Raw genomic sequence first — 18,244 nt, 5'->3', positions numbered from 1 at the left:
GCCGGGGACGGCCGGGACCGGGATCCGGCCCTTGGGAGCGGTGATCCCGGGCCGCGAGGGGTGACCGGGACCCAGGGTCCGGCCCTCAGCGGCCCCGGCGCGTCCAGCAGTCGGCGACGTGGTCGTTGACCAGGCCGATGGCCTGCATCAGCGCGTAGGCGGTGGTCGGGCCGATGAAGCGGAAGCCGCGCGACTTCAGCTCCTTGGCCAGCGCCTTGGAGCCGGGAGTCTGCGCGGGCACGTCCGCCAGGGTCGAGGGCACGGGCGAGCCGGGGTCGGCGTGGGACCAGACGAGGTCGGACAGGCCGATGCCGAGCGCGACCCGCGCGTTGGCGATCGTCGCCTCGATCTTCGCCCGGTTGCGGACGATGCCCGCGTCCGCGAGCAGCCGGTCGACGTCCGCCTCGCCGAAGGCGGCCACGGCCGGGATGGAGAACCCGGCGAAGGCCGCCCGGAAGTTCTCCCTCTTGCGCAGGATCGTGATCCACGACAGGCCGGACTGGAACGCCTCCAGCGCGATCCGCTCGAACACCCGGTCGTCACCGGTGACCGGACGGCCCCACTCGTGATCGTGGTAGTCGATGTAGTCCGGGGCCGAGGTGACCCAGCCGCAGCGTACGAGCTCCGTCCCGGCGGAGCCCCCGGCGCTCTGGAGGGGTGTGATCCCCCCGGGGCGCGAGGGCTCGCTCATCGGGCTCCCCCGGGCCCGCGCGGCTCGGGACGGTCGTCGTCGGGGTTCCCCGTCCCGGCGGGGTCCCGCGGGGCCGTGGAGCCGTGGGTCTCGACCGGTTCCGGGCTCCGAGGGGCCTGTGAGATCACGGCCGGTTCCTGGAGCGCGGTCGCCCTCTCCGGGATCGGTGTGACCCTGGACGCCGCGGCGGTTCCCGAGACCGGGGTGGGATCCGGGTCCCGCACGGGCTCCGGGTCCGGCGCGACGTCCCGGACGGGCTCCGGGACCGGCGCGACGTCCGGAACGGGCTCCAGGGCGGGCACGAGGCCCGGAGCGGGCGCCGGGTCGGGGGCAGGGTCCGGATCCGGAGCGGGCTCCAGGTCCGGGACGGGGTCCGGGACAAAGCTCGGGTCCGGAACAGGGCTCGGGTCCGGAACAGGGCTCGGGTCCGAGGCGGGCTCCGGGTCAAGGACGGACCGGGAGGGGTCTTCCCGCGCGAAGGGCGGCGCGTCCGGCCGCCACGGGTCCGCGGCCACCGGTCCGGAGGAGAGCTCCTCGACCTCCACCGGTCCGCCCGTACCGGGCAGGTCGTGGTACGGCGCCTCGCGCCCGGGGCGCTTCGAGGCCGGCAGGGCCGGATCGGGCTCGTGGCGCGCCTGGAGCCTGCCCGCGAGCAGCTCGGACACCCGCTGCTCCAGCACGGCGATCCTGGTGTCGCGCTCGCTCAGCGCGCCGGCGACCCGGTTCAGCGTCTCGTCGACGCTCTGCGTGTGATAGCCGACGAGGCTCACCGGCAGTTGCAGGGCCATGAAGTCGACCGCGCCGAGCCGGCCTGCCGCGGGCAGGTCCAGGGGGGGCACGTCGGGGGGGAATTCCTTGAGCTCACCTCCCCGCCCCATGGCGACCGCCGTGACACCGGCGATCACGGCTATGGCAGCGAGGGCTAAGACGACCAGCACATACGAATCGTGCCACAAGTCCGCTGGCCTAGGATCGGCTCGTGACCCCTCCGTTTCCCGAAGCGTTTCCCGAAGGGAGCCGCCGTCCGTCCCCGTCCGCCGAGCCGGCACCGGGGGCGCTCCCCGTCGTGCTCGGGCCCGGTGACGAGAACGATCCCGGCTGGGTCGAGGCAGCCTCGACCGAGGAGGTCGAGAAGCTCGTCCGCGCCGGGCACACCGTGGTGGTCACCCCCGCCCACCTGGCCGGGGTCCCCCACGGGGACGGGCCGGACGCCGAGGCCGCGGAGCTGGCCGCGGCCTCGATCTGCGCCTGGCTCGGTGCCCGCGTCTTCCGCACCGGCCGCCCCGAGCAGGTACGGCGGGCGGTGGAGATGACCGAGTCCCTCGCCGGGAGGCGCCCGCCCGCGCTAACCCGCCGTGGCCTCGCCTAGCTCCTCGGGACTCGGCTCCAGGTGCCTGGTCGTCTTCTCCAGCAGCTCGAACGCCTCCTCGACCGTGGTGGCCCAGGAGATGGCGTCGAAGACGTTCGGACGGGTGAAGCCCTCCTCCTGCATGTTCAGGACCAGCTCCCGCAACGGCGCGTACAGGCCCCAGGGGTCGAGCAGCACCAGCGGCTTGTCGTGCAGGCCCAGCGTGCGGGAGGTCCAGATCTCGAACAGCTCCTCCAGCGTCCCGATGCCGCCCGGCAGCACCAGGAAGGCGTCGGAGCGGGCGTCCATGACGCCCTTGCGCTCCCGCATGTCGGTGGTGACCACCAGCTCGCCGGACTCCTCGTCCGCGATCTCGATGTCCACCAGCGCCTGGGGGATCACCCCCACGGTGTGGGCGCCGCCCGCGCGGGCGGCGCGGGCCACCGCTCCCATGCAGGAGACCGTGGCCCCGCCGCTCACCAGGGCGTGCCCGCGCCTGGCGAGCTCGGTCCCCACCTGCTCGGCGAGCTCCAGGTACCTGTGGTCGATCCTCTGACTTGACGCGAGGAATACGCAGATGAACACCCGGCGATCCTATTCGGCGTCGCCGACCGTGGTCATGGCCGACCTCTCCTCGTCCCCCAGTCTCCCGCCCCGGTTCTGGTCGGCCTCCACGATGATGCGGACGGCCTCGTCCACGTCGTCGGTGACGTGGATCAGGTCCACGTCCGCCGGGGAGATCTTGCCGGTGTCCACCAGGGTCTTCTTCATCCAGTCGATCAGGCCGCCCCAGAACTCGGTCCCCATCAGCACCACGGGGAACGAGGTGACCTTCCTGGTCTGGACCAGGGTGAGGGCCTCGAAGAGCTCGTCCAGGGTGCCGAACCCGCCGGGCAGCGTGACGAACCCGCAGGAGTACTTCACGAACATGGTCTTGCGGACGAAGAAGTAGCGGAACTCGATGCCGAGGTCGACGTACTCGTTCATGCTCTGCTCGAACGGGAGCTCGATGCCCAGGCCGACCGAGACGCCGTCGGCCTCGACCGCACCCCTGTTCGCGGCCTCCATGCAGCCGGGGCCGCCACCGGTGATCACGGCGTAGCCCGCCTGGGAGAGTTTCCGGCCGAGCTCGACGCCCATCTCGTACTCGGGGGTGCCCGCGGGGGTGCGGGCGGAGCCGAAGACGGTCACCGCCTGGGGGAGTTCGGCGAGCTGGCCGAAGCCCTCCACGAACTCGGCCTGGATGCGCAGGACCCGCCACGGGTCCATGTGCAGCCAGTCGGCGGGGCCTCTCCTGTCGAGAAGCCGCTGGTCGTGGGTGGAATCGGAGACGAGGTCGCCACGGACCACGGCGGCCCCCTGACGGCGCTCGGGACGTTTTTTCTTCATGCCGGTCACCGTACTGCCGCCCCAGGTGCCACCCTTGGAAAAATCTTGAAAAATCTCCATGAAAACGTGGAACCGGATTTTGAGCGGTGCACGTCTAACTGCCGAGGGTGCTGCTCGGGACTGAAAGTGGCTTTCCCCGCCAAATGGCCGGCGAGGAAAGCCACTTTCATTGTGTCCGGGGCCTCTCCGCTCCCGCCCGGCGGGATCCCCTGCCGGGACGCCCAGCCCGGGACGGCCACCGGCCACCGGGACGGGCCGATCGGGATCACCCCCGGGACGACTACCGGGACCTGCCGCTCGGGACCGCCGCTCGGTGCCGTCGCTCAGGACAGCCAGTCGAGCATCCTGCGCTCGCAGTCGGCGATCTTCTCCAGCGCGACGAACTCTCCCCGCTGGTGGGCCAGGTTCGGGTCCCCGGGGCCGTAGTTGACCGCGGGCACGCCGAGGCCGGAGAAGAGCGAGACGTCGGTCCAGCCGAGCTTGGCCCTCGGCGTGCCGCCGACCGCGTCGACGAAGGCCGCCGCCACCGGGTGGGTCAGGCCGGGCCTGGCCGCGGCGGCACCGTCGGTGAAGCGGACCTCGAACCCGTCGAACACCTCGCTCACGTGCTCCCGGGCGGCCTCCAGCGACAGGTCGGGGGCGAACCGGTAGTTCACGGTCACCACGCACTCGTCGGGGATCACGTTGCCCGCGACGCCCCCGCCGATCCCCACCGCGTTCAGGCCCTCGTGGAACTCCAGCCCGTCGACCACCGGCCTCCTGACCCGGTACGCGTTCAGGACGGCCAGCACCGGCTCGGCGGCGTGGATCGCGTTGACCCCGAACCAGGACCTGGCGCTGTGCGCCCGCTTGCCCCGGGTGACGACCTGCGCCCGGAGCGTTCCCTGGCAGCCGCCCTCGATCATGCCGTCGGTGGGCTCCATGAGCACCGCGAAGTCACCGGCGAGCAGGTCCGGGCGCGTGCGGCTGAGCCGGAGCAGCCCGTTGCGCTCGGCCTCGATCTCCTCGCAGTCGTAGAAGACGTACGTCACGTCCCTGCACGGCTCCGGGAGCGCGGCGGCCAGCTTCAGCGCCACCGCGACGCCGGACTTCATGTCCGCGGTGCCGCACCCGTACAGCAGGCCGTCCTCCACCCGGGAGGGCAGGTTGCCCGCGACCGGGACGGTGTCCAGGTGCCCGGCGATCACCACCCGCTCGGTGCGGCCCAGGCCGGTGCGGGCCACGACCGACTCGCCGTCGCGCTCGACCGTCAGGTGCGGCAGCGGGCGCAGCGCCTCCTCCACGGCGTCGGCGAGCGCCTTCTCGTCGCCGCTGACCGACTCGACGTCCACGATCCGGGCGGTGAGCTCCCCGACATCCTGCGTGAGGTCCAGACGCGTACTCATGCCCGCGACCCTATCCGTGTCCGTGGCCGTGCAGGATCCGTCCCAGCTCGGCCCGGCCGGGCCTGTGGCCCTCCTCCAGGCGCTCCAGCAGCAGGACGCAGCGCAGGCCGAACGCGCCGCCGGTGAACTCGCGGCTCCGGATGCCCCCGGCCGCCACCCACCGGTCGGGAACGTGGCCCCGGTCCACCTCCTCGCCGGTGCGCACGTCCACGATCGGGGTCGAGCCCGACAGGATCGTCCCGGCCCCGATCACGGCGCCCCGGCCGACGCGGGCCCCCTCGGAGATCACCGCCCGGCCGCCGATCAGCGCCCCGTCCTCGACGACCACGGGCGCCACCGCGGGCCGCTCCGCGAGGACCTCGGGGTCCTCCGCGCCGTCCCGGCAGGCGGCCTCCCCCACGCCGACCCCCGCGGACAGGTGGACGTTCTTGCCGATCTGCGCGCACGAGCCGATCGAGACCCACGTCTCCACCGTGCTGCCCTCGTCCACGTGGGCGCCGATGTCGACGAACGAGGGCATCAGCACGACCCCCGGCGCCAGGTAGGCGCCCCAGCGGGCGATGGCCCCGGGCACCACGCGCACCCCGTCCACGGCGGTCTTGAGCGGGACCCGGTCGCGGTGGTGGAAGTCGCCCACCTGGGACCTGGCCAGGCCGAGGACCCGGAACGCCAGGGCGACGGCCCGCCGGGCACGCTCGTCCACGACCACCTCGCCGGTCCGGGAGACCGAGGCCACCCGGGCCTTTCCGCTGTCGAGCATGTCCACCGCTTCCACCACGACGGCGCGGGCCTGGCCGTCGGCCGGGCTGAGCTCGTCCCGGCGCCACCACAGCTCGTCGACGGCCGCGGGCAGCGGGCTGGCATCGCTCTGGGTCATGGCCCGGAGCCTAGTGTTCGTGACCTTGCGACAGACCGGGCAATCGCTGGGGGCCTGTAGGTTCTTGACCGTGCAACGGCCGTTCTCAAAAGGGGTCACCGCGATCGTCGTGATCGTCGTCGTGCTCGTGGTGATCGTCACCGCGGGCCTGTTCCTCCTGTTCAGGAGGACACCACTGGTCGATCTCGGTGAGGGGTGCAAGGTCACGACCCCGTCGGCCTCACTGGACCTGAACATCGAGCAGGCGCAGGTGGCGGCGGTCATCGCGGCCGTGGCGGCCCGCAGGAGGCTGCCCGAGCGGGCCGTCGTGATCGCGTACGCCACCGCGATCCAGGAGTCCAAGCTGCAGAACCTCTCGGGCGGCGACCGCGACTCGGTCGGGGCGTTCCAGCAGCGGCCCTCGCAGGGGTGGGGCAGGCCCGACCAGCTCATCGACCCCGTCTACTCCGCAGGGAAGTTCTTCTCCGCGCTGGTGAAGGTGAAGGGCTACCGGAAGATGCCGCTGCACGAGGCGGCCCAGGCGGTACAGCGCTCCGCCGACGGGTCGGCGTACGCCCAGCACGAGGAGGACGGGAAGATCCTGGCCGCGGCGTTCACCGGACGCGTCCCCGGGGCCGTGCACTGCTGGTTCCCGACCCCCGAGGGCAGGACGCCGCCACCTCCCGACACCAAGGAGGCGGCGCGCAGGCTCGGCCGGGCGCTCGGGCCCGGGACGGCGTTCGAGGCGCCCTCGCGCGGCCGTGGCTGGCTGATGGCCGGCTGGGCGGTCGCCCACGCCAAGGAGTTCGGGCTCGCCAGGGTCGGCTACGACGGCCGGACGTGGGTGTCGGCCGACGGGCACGACGGCTGGAAGGCCGACTCCCGGTTCACCGCCGGCAAGGTGCGGCTCTTCTGAGTCCGGGGCTCGTGAACTCTCCCGGGTTCGAACCCGGGAGACCTTCACGAGCCGGGCAGGCGCGGCAGGCCGGTCAGCCCTTCTGCCCCTTCTCGATGCTGATCGTGCCGGGGGCGAGCGGCTGGGCGTAGGAGGAGGTCCAGGGCTGGCCCTGGAGGCGCTCGAAGCTGAGCAGGCGGCCGTCGGCGGCCCGGTAGTCGGCGAAGTCCAGCAGGCCCCGCTCGGGCATCGACGTCACCCCCTCACCGCGGAAGGCCGCGGTCCCCCGGTCGACCGGGAAGAAGTCGACGCCCTCGACGCTCAGCGTGGCCTTGGCGGGGATCATCCCCTCGGCCGGCACCGGCGTCCACAGCAGCACCTCCAGGTGCGGAGGCTCGCCCGCGGTACCGGAGCGCATCTCGATCGAGAGCCACTGGTAGCGGCGGGTGCCGTCGTCGAGCAGGTACTCGGTCCACTGGTTTCCCTGCCAGGACAGGTACAGCGCGCCGAGGACGCGGCTGCGCACTCCCTGGCACTCGATGGTGTCGCCGACCTTGATCGTACGAGGGTCGGGGTAGTCGATGCCGACGCGGCCCGCGGTCGGCGCGGGCAGCGGCGGCGCGGTCTCGACCGGGGTGGGGGGTGTCTCGCCGGGAGCCTCCGGGGCATGACCGTTCCTGTCCTGGCGGGTCGTCGTGAAGAACGCGACGAGCAGCAGGACGATCGTGGCGACGCTCAGGCCGAGTATCACGGCGACCGCAGGGGTCATGCCGCGCGATCCTACTGGAGGCGGCGCACCGCCGCACTGATGCGTTCGTCACTCGCCGTCACGGCGATCCTGACGTGCCGCTCACCGGCACGGCCGTAGAAGTCACCCGGAGCCACCAGGATCCCCCGCCCGGCCAGGGCGCGGACCTGCTCCCAGCAGCCCGTCCCGTCGGAGGCCCACAGGTACAGGCCCGCGGTGGAGTGCTCGATCTTCCAGCCGGCCGACTCCAGGGCGGGACGGAGCGCGGCGCGACGGGCGGCGTAGCGGGACCGCTGCTCCTCGGCGTGCTCGTCGTCGTCGAGGGCGGCGGTCATGGCCGCCTGGACCGGCGCCGGCATGATCATGCCGGCGTGCTTGCGCACCTCCAGCAGCCGCGCGATCAGCGCGGGGTCCCCCGCGGCGAATCCGGCCCGGTAACCGGCCAGGTTGGAGCGCTTGGAGAGCGAGTGCACGGCGATCAGGCCCTCGTGCGAGCCGCCGCAGACGTCCGGGTGCAGGATCGAGACCGGCCGCTCCTCCCAGCCCAGCTCGATGTAGCACTCGTCGGAGGCCACGACCGCGCCGCGCTCGCGCGCCCACACGACGACCTTGCGCAGGTGCTCGGCGGGCAGGACCCTGCCGGTCGGGTTGGACGGGGAGTTCACCCAGACCAGCGGCACCCGCTCGGGCCCGAGGGCGAGCAGCCCGTCGGTGGCGTACGGCTCGGCGTGCGCCAGGCGCGCGCCCACGTCGTAGGTGGGGTACGCCAGCTCCGGGAAGATCACCCGCTCGCCCGGCCGGACGCCGAGAAGGGTCGGCAACCAGGCCACGAACTCCTTGGAGCCGATCAGCGGCAGCACGTTCGCCTGGTCCAGGAGCACGCCGTGCCTGCGGCGCAGCCATCCGGCCGCGGCCGAGCGCAGGCGCTCGGTGCCGTAGGTCAGCGGGTATCCGGGGCTGTCGGAGGCGTCCGCGAGGGCCTGGCGCACGACGGCGGGGACCGGGTCGACGGGGGTGCCGACCGACAGGTCGACGATTCCGCCGGGGTGCGCCGCCGCCTGCTCCTTGAACGGGACGAGCCGGTCCCAGGGGAAGTCCGGCAGGCCGGTCACCGCGACCTCACCGGGGTGCCCGGGGAGTCCAGGGCCTCCGGGGCCTCCGGGGCCTCCGGGGCCTCCGGGGCGGGGAACCGGTCGGGAATGGCGTACATCGGGATCAGCCGTCGTCTCTCGCTGGATCGGGTCGTGAGCGGTGGCGCGTGCGGGACCGGCCGGGAGGGCCGGACCGGTGGCGCGTGCCGGAGGGGAAGCGCGTTCACCCCCTCCGGCACGGCCACTAGTGGCTCTCGGCCTGCGGGGGCAGGGCCGCGACGACCGGGTGGTCCTTCTCGATCTTGCCGACCTTGGAGGCGCCGCCCGGCGATCCCAGGTCCTCGAAGAAGTCCACGTTCGCCTTGTAGAAGTCCTTCCACTGCTCGGGGAGGTCGTCCTCGTAGAAGATCGCCTCTACCGGGCAGACGGGCTCGCACGCGCCGCAGTCGACGCATTCGTCGGGGTGGATGTAGAGCATGCGCTCACCCTCGTAGATGCAATCGACGGGGCACTCCTCGATGCACGCCTTGTCCAGGACGTCCACGCAAGGCTGCGCGATGACGTAGGTCACCTCGGGCTCCTTCTTCTTTACGCACCTAGGCACGACTTCGACCGCGGGTTGCTAAGCCCTAGTATTGCCGTGCCTGCCACATGTCTGAAACGCGAGGGGGCAAAAGTCGATGGCCCCTGGTTTCAGTGCTCGCCTGAACGTCACCCTAACCTCATCCGACGTGGGCAAAAGGGTCACCACCCGCAGACGGGTGCCCGAGGGGTTCCGCGACGCCGTGGGTGAGCTGGAGTTCTGGCGGGACGGAGTGCTGGGCGTGCGCAAGCGTGACGGCACCCTGGTGGAGATCGCCGAGGAGACGCTCGCCGCGGCGAAGGTCGTCCCGGACCCGCCGCGCGGCCGGACCTCCGAAGGGCCCCCCGGGTAAGCCGCTCGCCAAGACACGTGTAAGCCGTGCGATGGGAAGGGCCGCGCCGCTCGACCTCACAGGTCGCGGACGGACAGTATTCGGCCCGTGACCCTACGTACCAGATGCACCGGCACCTCCGCCGTGATCCTCGTGACCGTGATCGCCGGATGTGGCGCCCCGGCCACCCAGAACGCCCAGCTCCCGCCGATCGACGCCCAGGCGGCCTCCATGCGGGAGGGGTTCTCCACGATGGAGCGCCTCGTGGAGGCGGCCAAGAAGGAGGGCACGCTCAGGGTGATCGCGCTGCCCCGCGACTGGGTGAACTACGGCGAGATCATCGACACCTTCGGCGACGAGTACGGGATCAAGGTCGAGCAGCTGGAGCCACAGGCGAACAGCGCCCGGGAGATCGAGGCCGCCGACCGGCTCAAGCCCGACGTCTTCGACCTCGGCATGGACGTCGCGGTGGCCAAGGCCGAGATGTTCGCCCCCTACCGGGTCCAGAACTGGCACGACATCCCCGACCACCTCAAGGACCACCGGGGGGCCTGGTACGCCGCTTACGGCGGCTACATGTCGATCGGGTACGACCCCGCCAAGGTTGCGACCCCGGCCTCCTTCACCGATCTGCTCAAGCCGGGGCTCAGCGTCTCGCTGCCCGGCGACCCCCGGGAGGTCTCGGCCGCCTTCAACGGGGTGATGGCCGCCTCGCTCCAGGACGGTGAGGCGCGGGCGGAGCGGGGCGTGGACTTCTTCCAGCGCCTCAAGAGCGCGGGCAACCTCTCGTCCGCCCCCAAGGCGGCCTCGGTCGTCGTCGACTGGGACTACCACAACGCCGAGCGGGCGGCCGCCGGGAAGGGGTGGAAGGTCGCGGTCCCCAAGGACGCCGTCCTCGGCGCGTACTACATCCAGGCCATCAACAAGAAGGCCCCGCACCCGGCCGCGGCCCGGCTCTGGCAGGAGTTCCTCTTCTCCGACCGGGGACAGAACCTCTTCCTCAAGGGCTACGCCCGCCCGGTGCGGATGGAGGCCCTGGAGATGCGCGGCACCCTGGACAGGGAGCTGGCCGCCAAGCTCCCGCCGGTCAAGGCCAGGCCCGTGGTCCTCACGGTTCCGGAGATCGACCGGGCCCGCGCCTATCTCCAGCGGGAGTGGGCCAAGAAGGTGAGATGAGCGGGGCTGGTGGGACTGATAGGTCAGGGTCGCCCAGAGGCTCTAAAGTGTCTGGAGAGTACCGATAAGAGGCCTTGACGTCTCAGAATGAGAGCTGATCGTCTTGCGATACGACACCCCGGGTTTGATGAGGTGGAACGCTCGCACCCACGACAACAGCTTCGGATACGTCTCGGCGCACGGCGCCCCCCTGGTGGACCTGCTCGACCCGCAGCCGGGGGAACGCATCGTGGATCTCGGCTGCGGCACGGGGACGCTGACGGCCGAGATCACCTCCCGGGGCGCGTACGTCCTGGGGGTCGACGGGTCACCGGCGATGATCGAGAAGGCCCGGGCGGAGTACCCGGGGCTGGACTTCGTCGTCGCCGACGGCGGTGACTTCACCGTCTCCCGGCCCTACGACGCGGTCTTCTCCGACGCCGCGCTGCACTGGATGGGGCGGGAGCCGGACGCGGTGATCGCGGGCGTCCGCGAGGCCCTGACGCCGGGAGGGCGGTTCGTGGCCGAGATGGGCGGCGCGGGCAACTGCGCGGCGCTGACGGCCGCGCTGTCCACCGCCTGGCGGGAGTACGGGCTGCGCGAGCCCGACCTGCCGTGGTACTTCCCCACGCCCGCCGAGTACGCCTCGCGGCTGGAGAAGGGCGGCTTCGTCGTCCGCCTCCTGGAATACTTCGACCGGCCGACCCGGCTCGACGAGTGCCCGGGCGGCGCCGCCGACTGGGTGCGGATGTTCGCGCGTTCGCTGCTGCAGGAGGTGCCCGCGGAGACGGTCGATCCGCTGCTCCGCCGGGTGAACGAGCTGGCCGCCCCCGCCCTGCGGCGGGAGACCGGCTGGATGGCCGACTACGTACGGCTGAGGTTCGCGGCCGTACGCCGCTGAACCGACTCTATGCGCCGGGGCGATTTGCCAGACTATGGTCTGTTCCATGAGTCTCGTTCCCCGGCCACACGGAGTGTCTCGGGCGGCTTGAGGGGCTGGTGAAGGGAACGGATGAACTTCTGTCTGAGTGACCTCGTGCCGCCGCTGCGCTGGAGCGACGCGGCCACGATCCCACTTCTGCGCGACCAGCCCGACCTACCGGACGCTTGGTGGCGGAGCCTGCCGGTCGCCCGGGTGCTCGCCGTGCTGGGCCCGGAGCGGCTGGCGGAGATCCTGACCGAGATCGCCCTCAAGCACTGGCCCGCCGCCGCCGTGGGCGACGTGCTCCCCGCCCTGCACGTGCTGGACCCCGAGGACGCGGACGAGCCGTGCACGGCCATCGCCCTCGACCGCGCCGGATCCTGGCCGGGACTGCTCGCGCTGACCGGCCACGACCTGCGCGACCAGCCGTTCATCCAGCCGGTCCCGCTGCTGCACACCCTCTTCGCGGCGGTCCTCACCCGCCTGGCGGCCTCCGCCCCCTCCGCGGACGTCGCGGTCCGGCCGGCTCCCGCCCGGGACGTCCAGGACGCCCCGGTGGTCCTGGAGGCCCCGGCGTCGCCGGAGGGTGTGGGGGACCGCGCGGCCTCTGACGTCTCACGGACCCCGGAGACCCGGACAGCCGTGGAGACCCGGGCCGTGGAGGGCCCGAAGGTCCAGGCGATCCCGGATGCCCCGGAGGCCCCGAAGGTCGCGGACACCCCGGACACCCCGGACGCTGCGGAGATCCCGAACACCCCCGACAGCGTGAACGCCCCGGAACCTCCGGACGCCCCGCAGGTTCCGGACGTTCCGCAGGTTCCGGACGCCCCGGAGACCCGGGCGGCCTCGGACGCCTCCGAGGCCCTCCCGCACGGTGCCGAGGTCGAGGCCGCGTCGGCCGCCGAGGCTCTCCGGGACCGCCGGGCGGAGGAGGCCGAGGAGGACGCCGCGCCCGGGTCCCTCTTCCGGCCCGCCGCGGCCAGAAGGAGCCGCTCCGAGGCCGGTTCCACGACGGGACACGGGCCCCGGACCGCTCCCGAGGACGCCCCCGAGACCGGTGTCACCGGTCCCGAACCGGGTGACGTCCCGGTGGCCGGGTCCCCCCTGACGACCGGACCTCCCGCCGGGCACGTGGCCGAGACCGGTGAACCCGCGAGCGGGACGGGAGCGCAGGACGAGCCCGAGGCGGAGCACGCGGATCCGGACGGAACGCGGGACGCCCCCGAGGACCGGCCCGAGGACCGGCCCGAGGACCGTCCGGAGGAGCAGGTCCGCGACCGGCTCGACGACCGCCCCCTGGACCAGGCCGACGACCGCCTCCAGGACCGTGCGGACGACCCGGCCCAGGACCGAGCGGACGATCAGGCCGGGGACGAGGCCGAGAGCCGGGCCCACGACCGGCACGGGGACCGGGCCGACGACGACCTCGTCCCCGATGCCGTGCCGCACCTCCCGCGGGACGCGTCCGAGCCCGGCGACGAGGCGTCCGGACCGGTCTCCGGCGACGAGCCCGGGACGCGGGCGACGGACCTGCACGCGCTGGTCGACGGTGTCTTCGCCGACGCCGAGGACAGGCGCTGGGCCGTGGCCCAGAACAGGCTGTTCAGCGACGTCCCGGCGACCGTGGAGGCGCTGGCCAAGCTGTTCGCCGTGTCGCCGGACGTGATCCGCGACCTGGAGACGGACCTCCGCCGCGAGCTGGCCGAGTGGATCGCCTCCGACGAGGCCGCCCCGTACCGGGAGCACCTGGAGAGCGTGAAGGACCTTCTCGGCAAGGCCGCGCCCCGGGAGCGGCTGATCAACGCCGCCGACTGGCACACCCGGGAGCTGCGCTCGCTCGACGTACCGGCCTGGCAGTTCGTGCTGGCCTCACTGCCCGAGTACCACGTGGTCGACGAGTGGCTGGTGGAGGGCGACATCACCGAGCTGCGGCACCGTACCCGCGACATGATCAGCGCCGCCACGCCGCCGCTGACCATCAACAAGGCCCTCGACATGGTCTCCTCCCTGGGCATCCACCCGGAGGTGTCCAAGGAGTGGCTGGAGAACGTCCCGCAGCTGCGCATCCTCGGCGCGGGCGAGCGGCCCCCGCAGCGCGGCGGCGCCCCCTCGCTGACCGCGGAGAAGCCCGGCGACGGCGCGGGCGACCGGCTCGGCGGCGACGGCGGTGCCGAGGGACGGAACGGCGGCGGTGCCGACGGGCACAAGGCCGGGGAACCGGCGAAGGCCCCGTTCCGCCCGCTGAAGGACGTCTCGCTGACCCGGCGCTGCTTCCGGCAGCCCGACGGCCGCTGGTGGCTGAGGATCGACGTCACCGCCGACCACCTGCGGGGAGCCGAGTGCCCGCTGCCCAGCGGGTTCGCCGCCTACCTCGGGATGGCGCCCGGTGTCGGCCGTACGGTCAGCAGCGCGGTCGGCGAGCTGGCCCTCAACTGGCAGGACAGACCCGTCCTGGAGTCGCTCGGCACGCTGCTCGCGGACGTGGGCGCCAAGGAGGGCAGCCACCTGTTCCTGACCCTGTCGGACGAGGGGGTCCTGCGCGCCAGGCACCTGCCGGCCGCGGGGGACGAGGTGGAGACGACCGCGCGGGCGTTGCGGCTGGTCGGCTACACCGCGGCCGGCGGGACCCCGGAGCAGGCCGTACGGGTCATCGCCACCCGGGTCGGCATGGGCGGTCCCGCGGCCCTGCCCGATCTCCTCACCCGGCTACGAGAACGCGGGGACCGCGATCTCCTGGCGCTCCTGGCCTGACCCGTGCCCCGCCTCGCCCTCTCCCCCGAGTTCCCGGCCGGACTCGCCGCCCTGGCCCAGCCGGTGCGGCGCGACGTCGTGGTGTCGGCGCGCAGGTTCCTGCAGAACGTGGCGGGCGCACCGCATCCCGAGCGGGTCAGGGGGGCCAGGGACCCCAGGGTGGCGACCCTGAGGCTGGCCGACCGGCACCGGGGCGTCGTGGTCAGGCAGCGGGACGTCTACTGGCTGCTGACCGTGCTCCCGGACGCCGAGGCGTGGGCGTACGCGCAGCGCCACCGGTTCGGCGTCAACACCGCGCTCGGCGTGGTGGAGATGTGGGACGCCGAGGCGCTGGACCGGGTCAGGCCCGCGGTGCGCAGGGCCGCCGAGGCGACCACGTCCCGGCTGTTCTCCGACATCTGCGACAGCGACCTGGCCGAGCTGGGCGTCGACGGCCGCTTCCTGCCGCTGGTGCGGCAGATCACCGACCAGCTCACCCTGGAGGCCCTGGAACCGCTGCTGCCCCCCACGCAGTACGAGCCGCTGGCCGCGCTCGCCCGGGGCGAGTCGATGGCCGGGGCCTGGCGGGAGCTGGAGAACTGCCGCGCGGTCGCCCCCGATCCCGAGCCGGTCAACCCCGAGGACTTCGGCGCCGCGCTGCTGCGCAGCCCGGACCGGGCCGTCTTCACCCCGCACCCGCGCGAGCTGAACCGGGTGCTGGAGGCGCCCGGCTGGTGCGTGTTCCTCTACCCGCCCCAGCACCGCATGGCCTACCGGGACTCCTACCCGCAGCCGACGCTGGTCACCGGGGGCGCGGGCACCGGCAAGACCCTCGTCGCCCTGCACCGGGCCGCCCACCTGGCCTCCCGCGCCACCGGACAGGTCCTGCTGGTCACCTTCTCCCAGGGGCTGAGCGCCGACCTCGCGGCCCGGCTGGACGTCCTGATCGAGGACGAGGTGATCCGCAAGCGGGTCGAGGTCGGCAACGTCGACCGGCTGGCGCACCGCATCGTGGCCGAGGCCGAGGGACGGCCGCCCTCGCTGGTCGGCGGCGCCGAGCTGACCGCGCTCTGGGAGGAGACCGCGACCGGTCACAGCCCGGCGTTCCTGCTGCGCGAGTGGGAGCAGGTGGTGCTGGCGCAGAACCTGCGGACCCTGGAGGAGTACCTGGAGGCCCCCCGCCCCGGGCGCAGCGTCGAGCTGTCGCGGCGGGAGCGGGCCGTCGTCTGGGACGCGGTCGGGCACGTCACCGAGCAGTTGCGGCTGCGTGGCAGGCGGACCCTGCTCCAGCTGGCCTCCGAGGCGTCGACGCTGCTCGGCCGGACGACCGGGGACCTGCTGGAGGAGACCGAGCCGGTGCGGGAGCCGTACCGGCACATCGTGGTGGACGAGGCGCAGGACCTGCACCCGGCGCAGTGGCGGCTGCTGCGGGCGGCGGTGCCGCACGCCCCCGACGACCTGTTCGTCGTGGGCGACCCGCACCAGCGCATCTTCGACACCCGGGTGACGCTCGGAGCCGTCGGCATCGACGCGATCCAGCAGCGGCTGCAGGTGTCGTACCGGCTCCCGCGAGAGATCCTGTCCTGGGGGGTCCGGCTGCGCGGGGGCGGTCCCGCCGACGGGCTCGTCAAGGGTGTGCAGGAGCTTTACGGGTTCCGGGGGGTCCGGTACGGGCCGCGGCCGACGGTCCGCGCCTACGATTCTCCACGGGATGAGCTGACGGGGCTGGTGGCACAGGTGGGACAGTGGGTGGACGAGGGTGTGCCTCCGGAGGAGATAGCGGTGGCCGCCAGGACCTCCGGCCTCGTGCGCGACGCACGGGCCGCCCTGCGCGAACTGGGAGTACGGGTGACGACACTGCACGGCATGAAGGGGCTGGAGTTCCGGCGGGTCGCGGTGATCGGCGTCAGCGACGGGACCGTGCCCGACCCCGGCGCCCTGACCCCCGTCGGCGAGGACCCGGCCGCCAGGGCGCACGACCTCCAGCGGGAACGCGGGCTGCTGTACGTGGCCTGCACCCGGGCCAGAGAACTTCTCTACGTATCCCACTCCGGACGGGCCAGTCCCTTCCTTCCTACCTGATCACATAGTCTCTGAACTGCGGATATATTCCCCTTTGCCGGTTGGACCTCAATGAACCTCAGCCTGAGCGACATCGCGCCACCCCTGCGCTGGACCTCCCCCGGCCAGGTAGCGCCGATCGCCACCGACCCCCGCCTCCCCGAGGCGTGGTGGCAGGCGCTTCCGCTCGACCGGGCCTGTTCCACCATCGGGACCTCCGAGGTCGCCGGACGCCTGACCGACCTCGCCCTGGCCTGCTGGGGCCACCTGATGCTCGGCGACGTCCTTCCGCTGCTCAGGTTCGCCGACCCGGCCGCCAGCGTCCGCACCCCCGAGGGGCTCGGCCGCGAGACCGTGCACAAGCTGTTCACCGGCGTGCTGGAGCGGTTGCTCGAACCGGTCAGCGAGGAGAGCGTCGCCAGGATCCGCCCGTCCCGGCCCGATCGTCCGCTGCCCGAGCTGATCGACGAGGTCTTCGCCACCCTGGACGAGCGGCAGCGGGCCATCGCCAGGGACCGGCTGTACGCCTCCCAGCGGGCCACGCTCGACGACCTGGCCCAGCGGTTCTCGGTCACCCGGGAGCGCATCCGGCAGATCGAGCGCGACCTGCGCGACCACGTCGAGGCCTGGCTCGCCAAGGAGGACGCGGCACCGCTGATCGGGCACGTCTCCTGGCTGCGGGGACGGCTGGGCTCGGCCGTGCCCGCCGACGACCTGGCCGCGGCGGTGCCCTGGCACCGCAGTGACCTCGCCACCCTGGGCATCCCCGCCTGGCGGTTCGTCCGCACCCTGCTGTCCGGCTACGAGCAGGTGGACGGCTGGCTGGTCGCCGGGGGCGCCGACGAGCTCAGGGAGAAGACCCGGCAGCTGTTCACCGACGGGCCCCGCCCGCTGGACGAGGCCGTCACGCTGGCCAGCCAGCTCGGCATCCGCGAGGACGTGGCCGAGCGCTGGCTCATCGCGGTCCCGCAGCTGCGGGTGCTGGACGGCCACGTGGTGCCCTGGCCGCGCAGCGTGAACGACAAGGCCGAGGCCGTGCTCGCGGTGGCGGGGGCCCCGCTGAGCCCCGAGGAGATCCAGGAGCGCATCGGCGAGGACTACAGCCTCGTCGGCATCCGCAACCAGCTCACCGCCGACGACCGGTTCCTGCGGGTCGACCGGAACAAGTACGGGCTGACGCGCTGGGGCGGCGAGCAGTACCTGGGCATCCGGGAGATGATCGTCAGGGAGATCGAGCGGTCCAACGGCGAGGCCTCGGTCAACACGATCGTCACCAGCCTCACCGGCCGCTACGACGTGAGCGAGAGCTCGGTCCGCGCGTACGCGGGCGGCCCCGGCTTCGAGCGCACGCAGCGGGGCTGGATCCGGGTGGCCGGGGCCGAGCAGGCCGAGTACCAGCCGCGCCGCGACGTCTCGGAGACCCGGCGCTGCTTCCGCAGCCGCGACGGGCGCTGGTGGCACCGGGTGGACGTCAACGCCGAGCACCTGCGCGGCTCGGGATCCCCGCTGCCGACCGGTTTCGCCGCCCACCTCGGCATGGCCCCCGGCGGCCAGCTGACCGCCTCCACCCCCTCGGGCGACGTGGTGATCAGCTGGCACAACCAGCCGACCATGGGCTCCATCCGGCCCGTCCTGGTCGCCGCCAACGCCTCCGAGGGCGACCACGTGTTCCTGACGGTCTCCGACGGCGGCGAGCTGCTGACCCGCTACCTGCCGGCCGCCTCGCCGACCCTGCCCGCCCTGAACCGGGGGCTGCACCTGATCGGCTACACCGCGCCGGTGGCCTCCGAGGCCGAGGGCCTGCGCCTGATCGGCGCCCGCATCGGCCTGCCGGACGGCTGCACCCGCGAGGAGGTCATCACCCGCCTCCGCGACCGCGGCGACCGGGACATCCTCACCTTCCTCGAGGGGTGAGCCGTGTTGATGGCGCCCGCTCCGCGAGCGCGGACCCGGGCGCCCGCAGGCCATGCCTTCCCTCGTCAGACGAAATCGCTCGTACCTCACGATCCCGCCCTCCTCGGTCCAGGCACGGCCGCGACATTGCTCACGGCGCCCGCTC

At 73.0% G+C, this 18,244-nt stretch carries 17 protein-coding genes; 8 read left to right on the top strand and 9 right to left on the bottom strand.

What is annotated here, in order from left to right:
- Positions 1 to 85 precede the first annotated feature (85 nt).
- Together ACZ6RT_RS08870 and ACZ6RT_RS08865 are read right to left on the bottom strand one after the other, a co-directional pair.
- A complete protein-coding gene (locus tag ACZ6RT_RS08870) occupies positions 86 to 691 on the bottom strand; it encodes a DNA-3-methyladenine glycosylase I (protein ID WP_470152699.1) in 606 nt (201 codons plus the stop codon).
- Entirely contained in the window at positions 688 to 1,629 is a 942-nt protein-coding gene (locus ACZ6RT_RS08865; protein ID WP_470152698.1) for a hypothetical protein, read from the bottom strand. Before ACZ6RT_RS08865 ends, ACZ6RT_RS08870 begins: the two co-directional genes overlap by 4 nt.
- Positions 1,630 to 1,757: 128 nt before the next feature.
- On the opposite strand from ACZ6RT_RS08865, the gene ACZ6RT_RS08860 reads away from it, so the two are divergent.
- Positions 1,758 to 2,060, top strand: coding sequence for a hypothetical protein (locus tag ACZ6RT_RS08860; RefSeq protein ID WP_470152697.1), 303 nt, complete (start codon positions 1,758 to 1,760; stop codon positions 2,058 to 2,060).
- Here the strand turns inward: ACZ6RT_RS08860 and ACZ6RT_RS08855 are convergent.
- The 4 genes from ACZ6RT_RS08855 to ACZ6RT_RS08840 form a co-directional block, all read right to left on the bottom strand.
- Complete coding sequence (locus tag ACZ6RT_RS08855) at positions 2,037 to 2,624, bottom strand: LOG family protein (protein ID WP_470152696.1); 588 nt, start codon at positions 2,622 to 2,624, stop codon at positions 2,037 to 2,039. The two genes, ACZ6RT_RS08860 and ACZ6RT_RS08855, sit on opposite strands and share 24 nt — an antisense overlap.
- Before the next feature lie 9 nt (positions 2,625 to 2,633).
- Positions 2,634 to 3,428, bottom strand: coding sequence for an LOG family protein (locus ACZ6RT_RS08850; protein ID WP_399187930.1), 795 nt, complete (start codon positions 3,426 to 3,428; stop codon positions 2,634 to 2,636).
- Between the two features lie 323 nt (positions 3,429 to 3,751).
- A complete protein-coding gene (gene dapE, locus ACZ6RT_RS08845; protein WP_470152695.1) occupies positions 3,752 to 4,813 on the bottom strand; it encodes a succinyl-diaminopimelate desuccinylase in 1,062 nt (353 codons plus the stop codon).
- 10 nt (positions 4,814 to 4,823) lie between these two features.
- Positions 4,824 to 5,690 carry a 2,3,4,5-tetrahydropyridine-2,6-dicarboxylate N-succinyltransferase gene (locus tag ACZ6RT_RS08840; protein WP_399187934.1) on the bottom strand — a complete coding sequence of 289 codons (867 nt, stop codon included), beginning with the start codon at positions 5,688 to 5,690 and terminating at the stop codon, positions 4,824 to 4,826.
- A gap of 70 nt (positions 5,691 to 5,760) precedes the next feature.
- Here ACZ6RT_RS08840 and ACZ6RT_RS08835 point away from each other — a divergent pair, with 70 nt between their 5' ends.
- On the top strand, positions 5,761 to 6,585 hold the full coding sequence (locus tag ACZ6RT_RS08835) for a hypothetical protein (protein ID WP_470152694.1): 825 nt from the start codon (positions 5,761 to 5,763) through the stop codon (positions 6,583 to 6,585).
- A gap of 73 nt (positions 6,586 to 6,658) precedes the next feature.
- Here the strand turns inward: ACZ6RT_RS08835 and ACZ6RT_RS08830 are convergent, their stop codons facing one another.
- The 3 genes from ACZ6RT_RS08830 to fdxA all read right to left on the bottom strand — a co-directional run bounded on the left by ACZ6RT_RS08830 (position 6,659) and on the right by fdxA (position 8,974).
- A complete protein-coding gene (locus ACZ6RT_RS08830) occupies positions 6,659 to 7,333 on the bottom strand; it encodes a DUF4178 domain-containing protein (protein ID WP_399187938.1) in 675 nt (224 codons plus the stop codon).
- A gap of 11 nt (positions 7,334 to 7,344) precedes the next feature.
- Entirely contained in the window at positions 7,345 to 8,424 is a 1,080-nt protein-coding gene (dapC, locus tag ACZ6RT_RS08825) for a succinyldiaminopimelate transaminase (RefSeq protein ID WP_470152693.1), read from the bottom strand.
- A 223-nt stretch (positions 8,425 to 8,647) separates the two neighbouring features.
- Positions 8,648 to 8,974 (bottom strand): ferredoxin, encoded by a 327-nt coding sequence (gene fdxA, locus ACZ6RT_RS08820; RefSeq protein WP_344902423.1) that lies wholly within the window; start codon positions 8,972 to 8,974, stop codon positions 8,648 to 8,650.
- 160 nt (positions 8,975 to 9,134) lie between these two features.
- Between fdxA and ACZ6RT_RS08815 the strand changes: the two genes are divergently transcribed.
- The 6 genes from ACZ6RT_RS08815 to ACZ6RT_RS08790 all read left to right on the top strand — a co-directional run bounded on the left by ACZ6RT_RS08815 (position 9,135) and on the right by ACZ6RT_RS08790 (position 18,099).
- The gene (locus ACZ6RT_RS08815; protein ID WP_344902426.1) at positions 9,135 to 9,338 is read left to right on the top strand and encodes a putative acetyltransferase; all 204 of its coding nucleotides are present in this window, start codon (positions 9,135 to 9,137) and stop codon (positions 9,336 to 9,338) included.
- 87 nt (positions 9,339 to 9,425) lie between these two features.
- Positions 9,426 to 10,493, top strand: coding sequence for an ABC transporter substrate-binding protein (locus ACZ6RT_RS08810; protein ID WP_399187942.1), 1,068 nt, complete (start codon positions 9,426 to 9,428; stop codon positions 10,491 to 10,493).
- Between the two features lie 127 nt (positions 10,494 to 10,620).
- Complete coding sequence (locus ACZ6RT_RS08805; protein WP_399187944.1) at positions 10,621 to 11,373, top strand: class I SAM-dependent methyltransferase; 753 nt, start codon at positions 10,621 to 10,623, stop codon at positions 11,371 to 11,373.
- 111 nt (positions 11,374 to 11,484) lie between these two features.
- Complete coding sequence (locus ACZ6RT_RS08800) at positions 11,485 to 14,145, top strand: hypothetical protein (protein ID WP_470152692.1); 2,661 nt, start codon at positions 11,485 to 11,487, stop codon at positions 14,143 to 14,145.
- Positions 14,146 to 14,148: 3 nt separating this feature from the next.
- A complete protein-coding gene (locus tag ACZ6RT_RS08795; protein WP_399187948.1) occupies positions 14,149 to 16,206 on the top strand; it encodes a UvrD-helicase domain-containing protein in 2,058 nt (685 codons plus the stop codon).
- 51 nt (positions 16,207 to 16,257) lie between these two features.
- The gene (locus ACZ6RT_RS08790) at positions 16,258 to 18,099 is read left to right on the top strand and encodes a sigma factor-like helix-turn-helix DNA-binding protein (RefSeq protein ID WP_470152691.1); all 1,842 of its coding nucleotides are present in this window, start codon (positions 16,258 to 16,260) and stop codon (positions 18,097 to 18,099) included.
- Positions 18,100 to 18,244 lie beyond the last annotated feature (145 nt).

It is taken from the genome of Streptosporangium sp. NPDC050148 (assembly GCF_055586505.1).
Note: the sequence above shows the minus strand (reverse complement) of the source record. Positions and strands in the feature narration are given on the sequence as shown.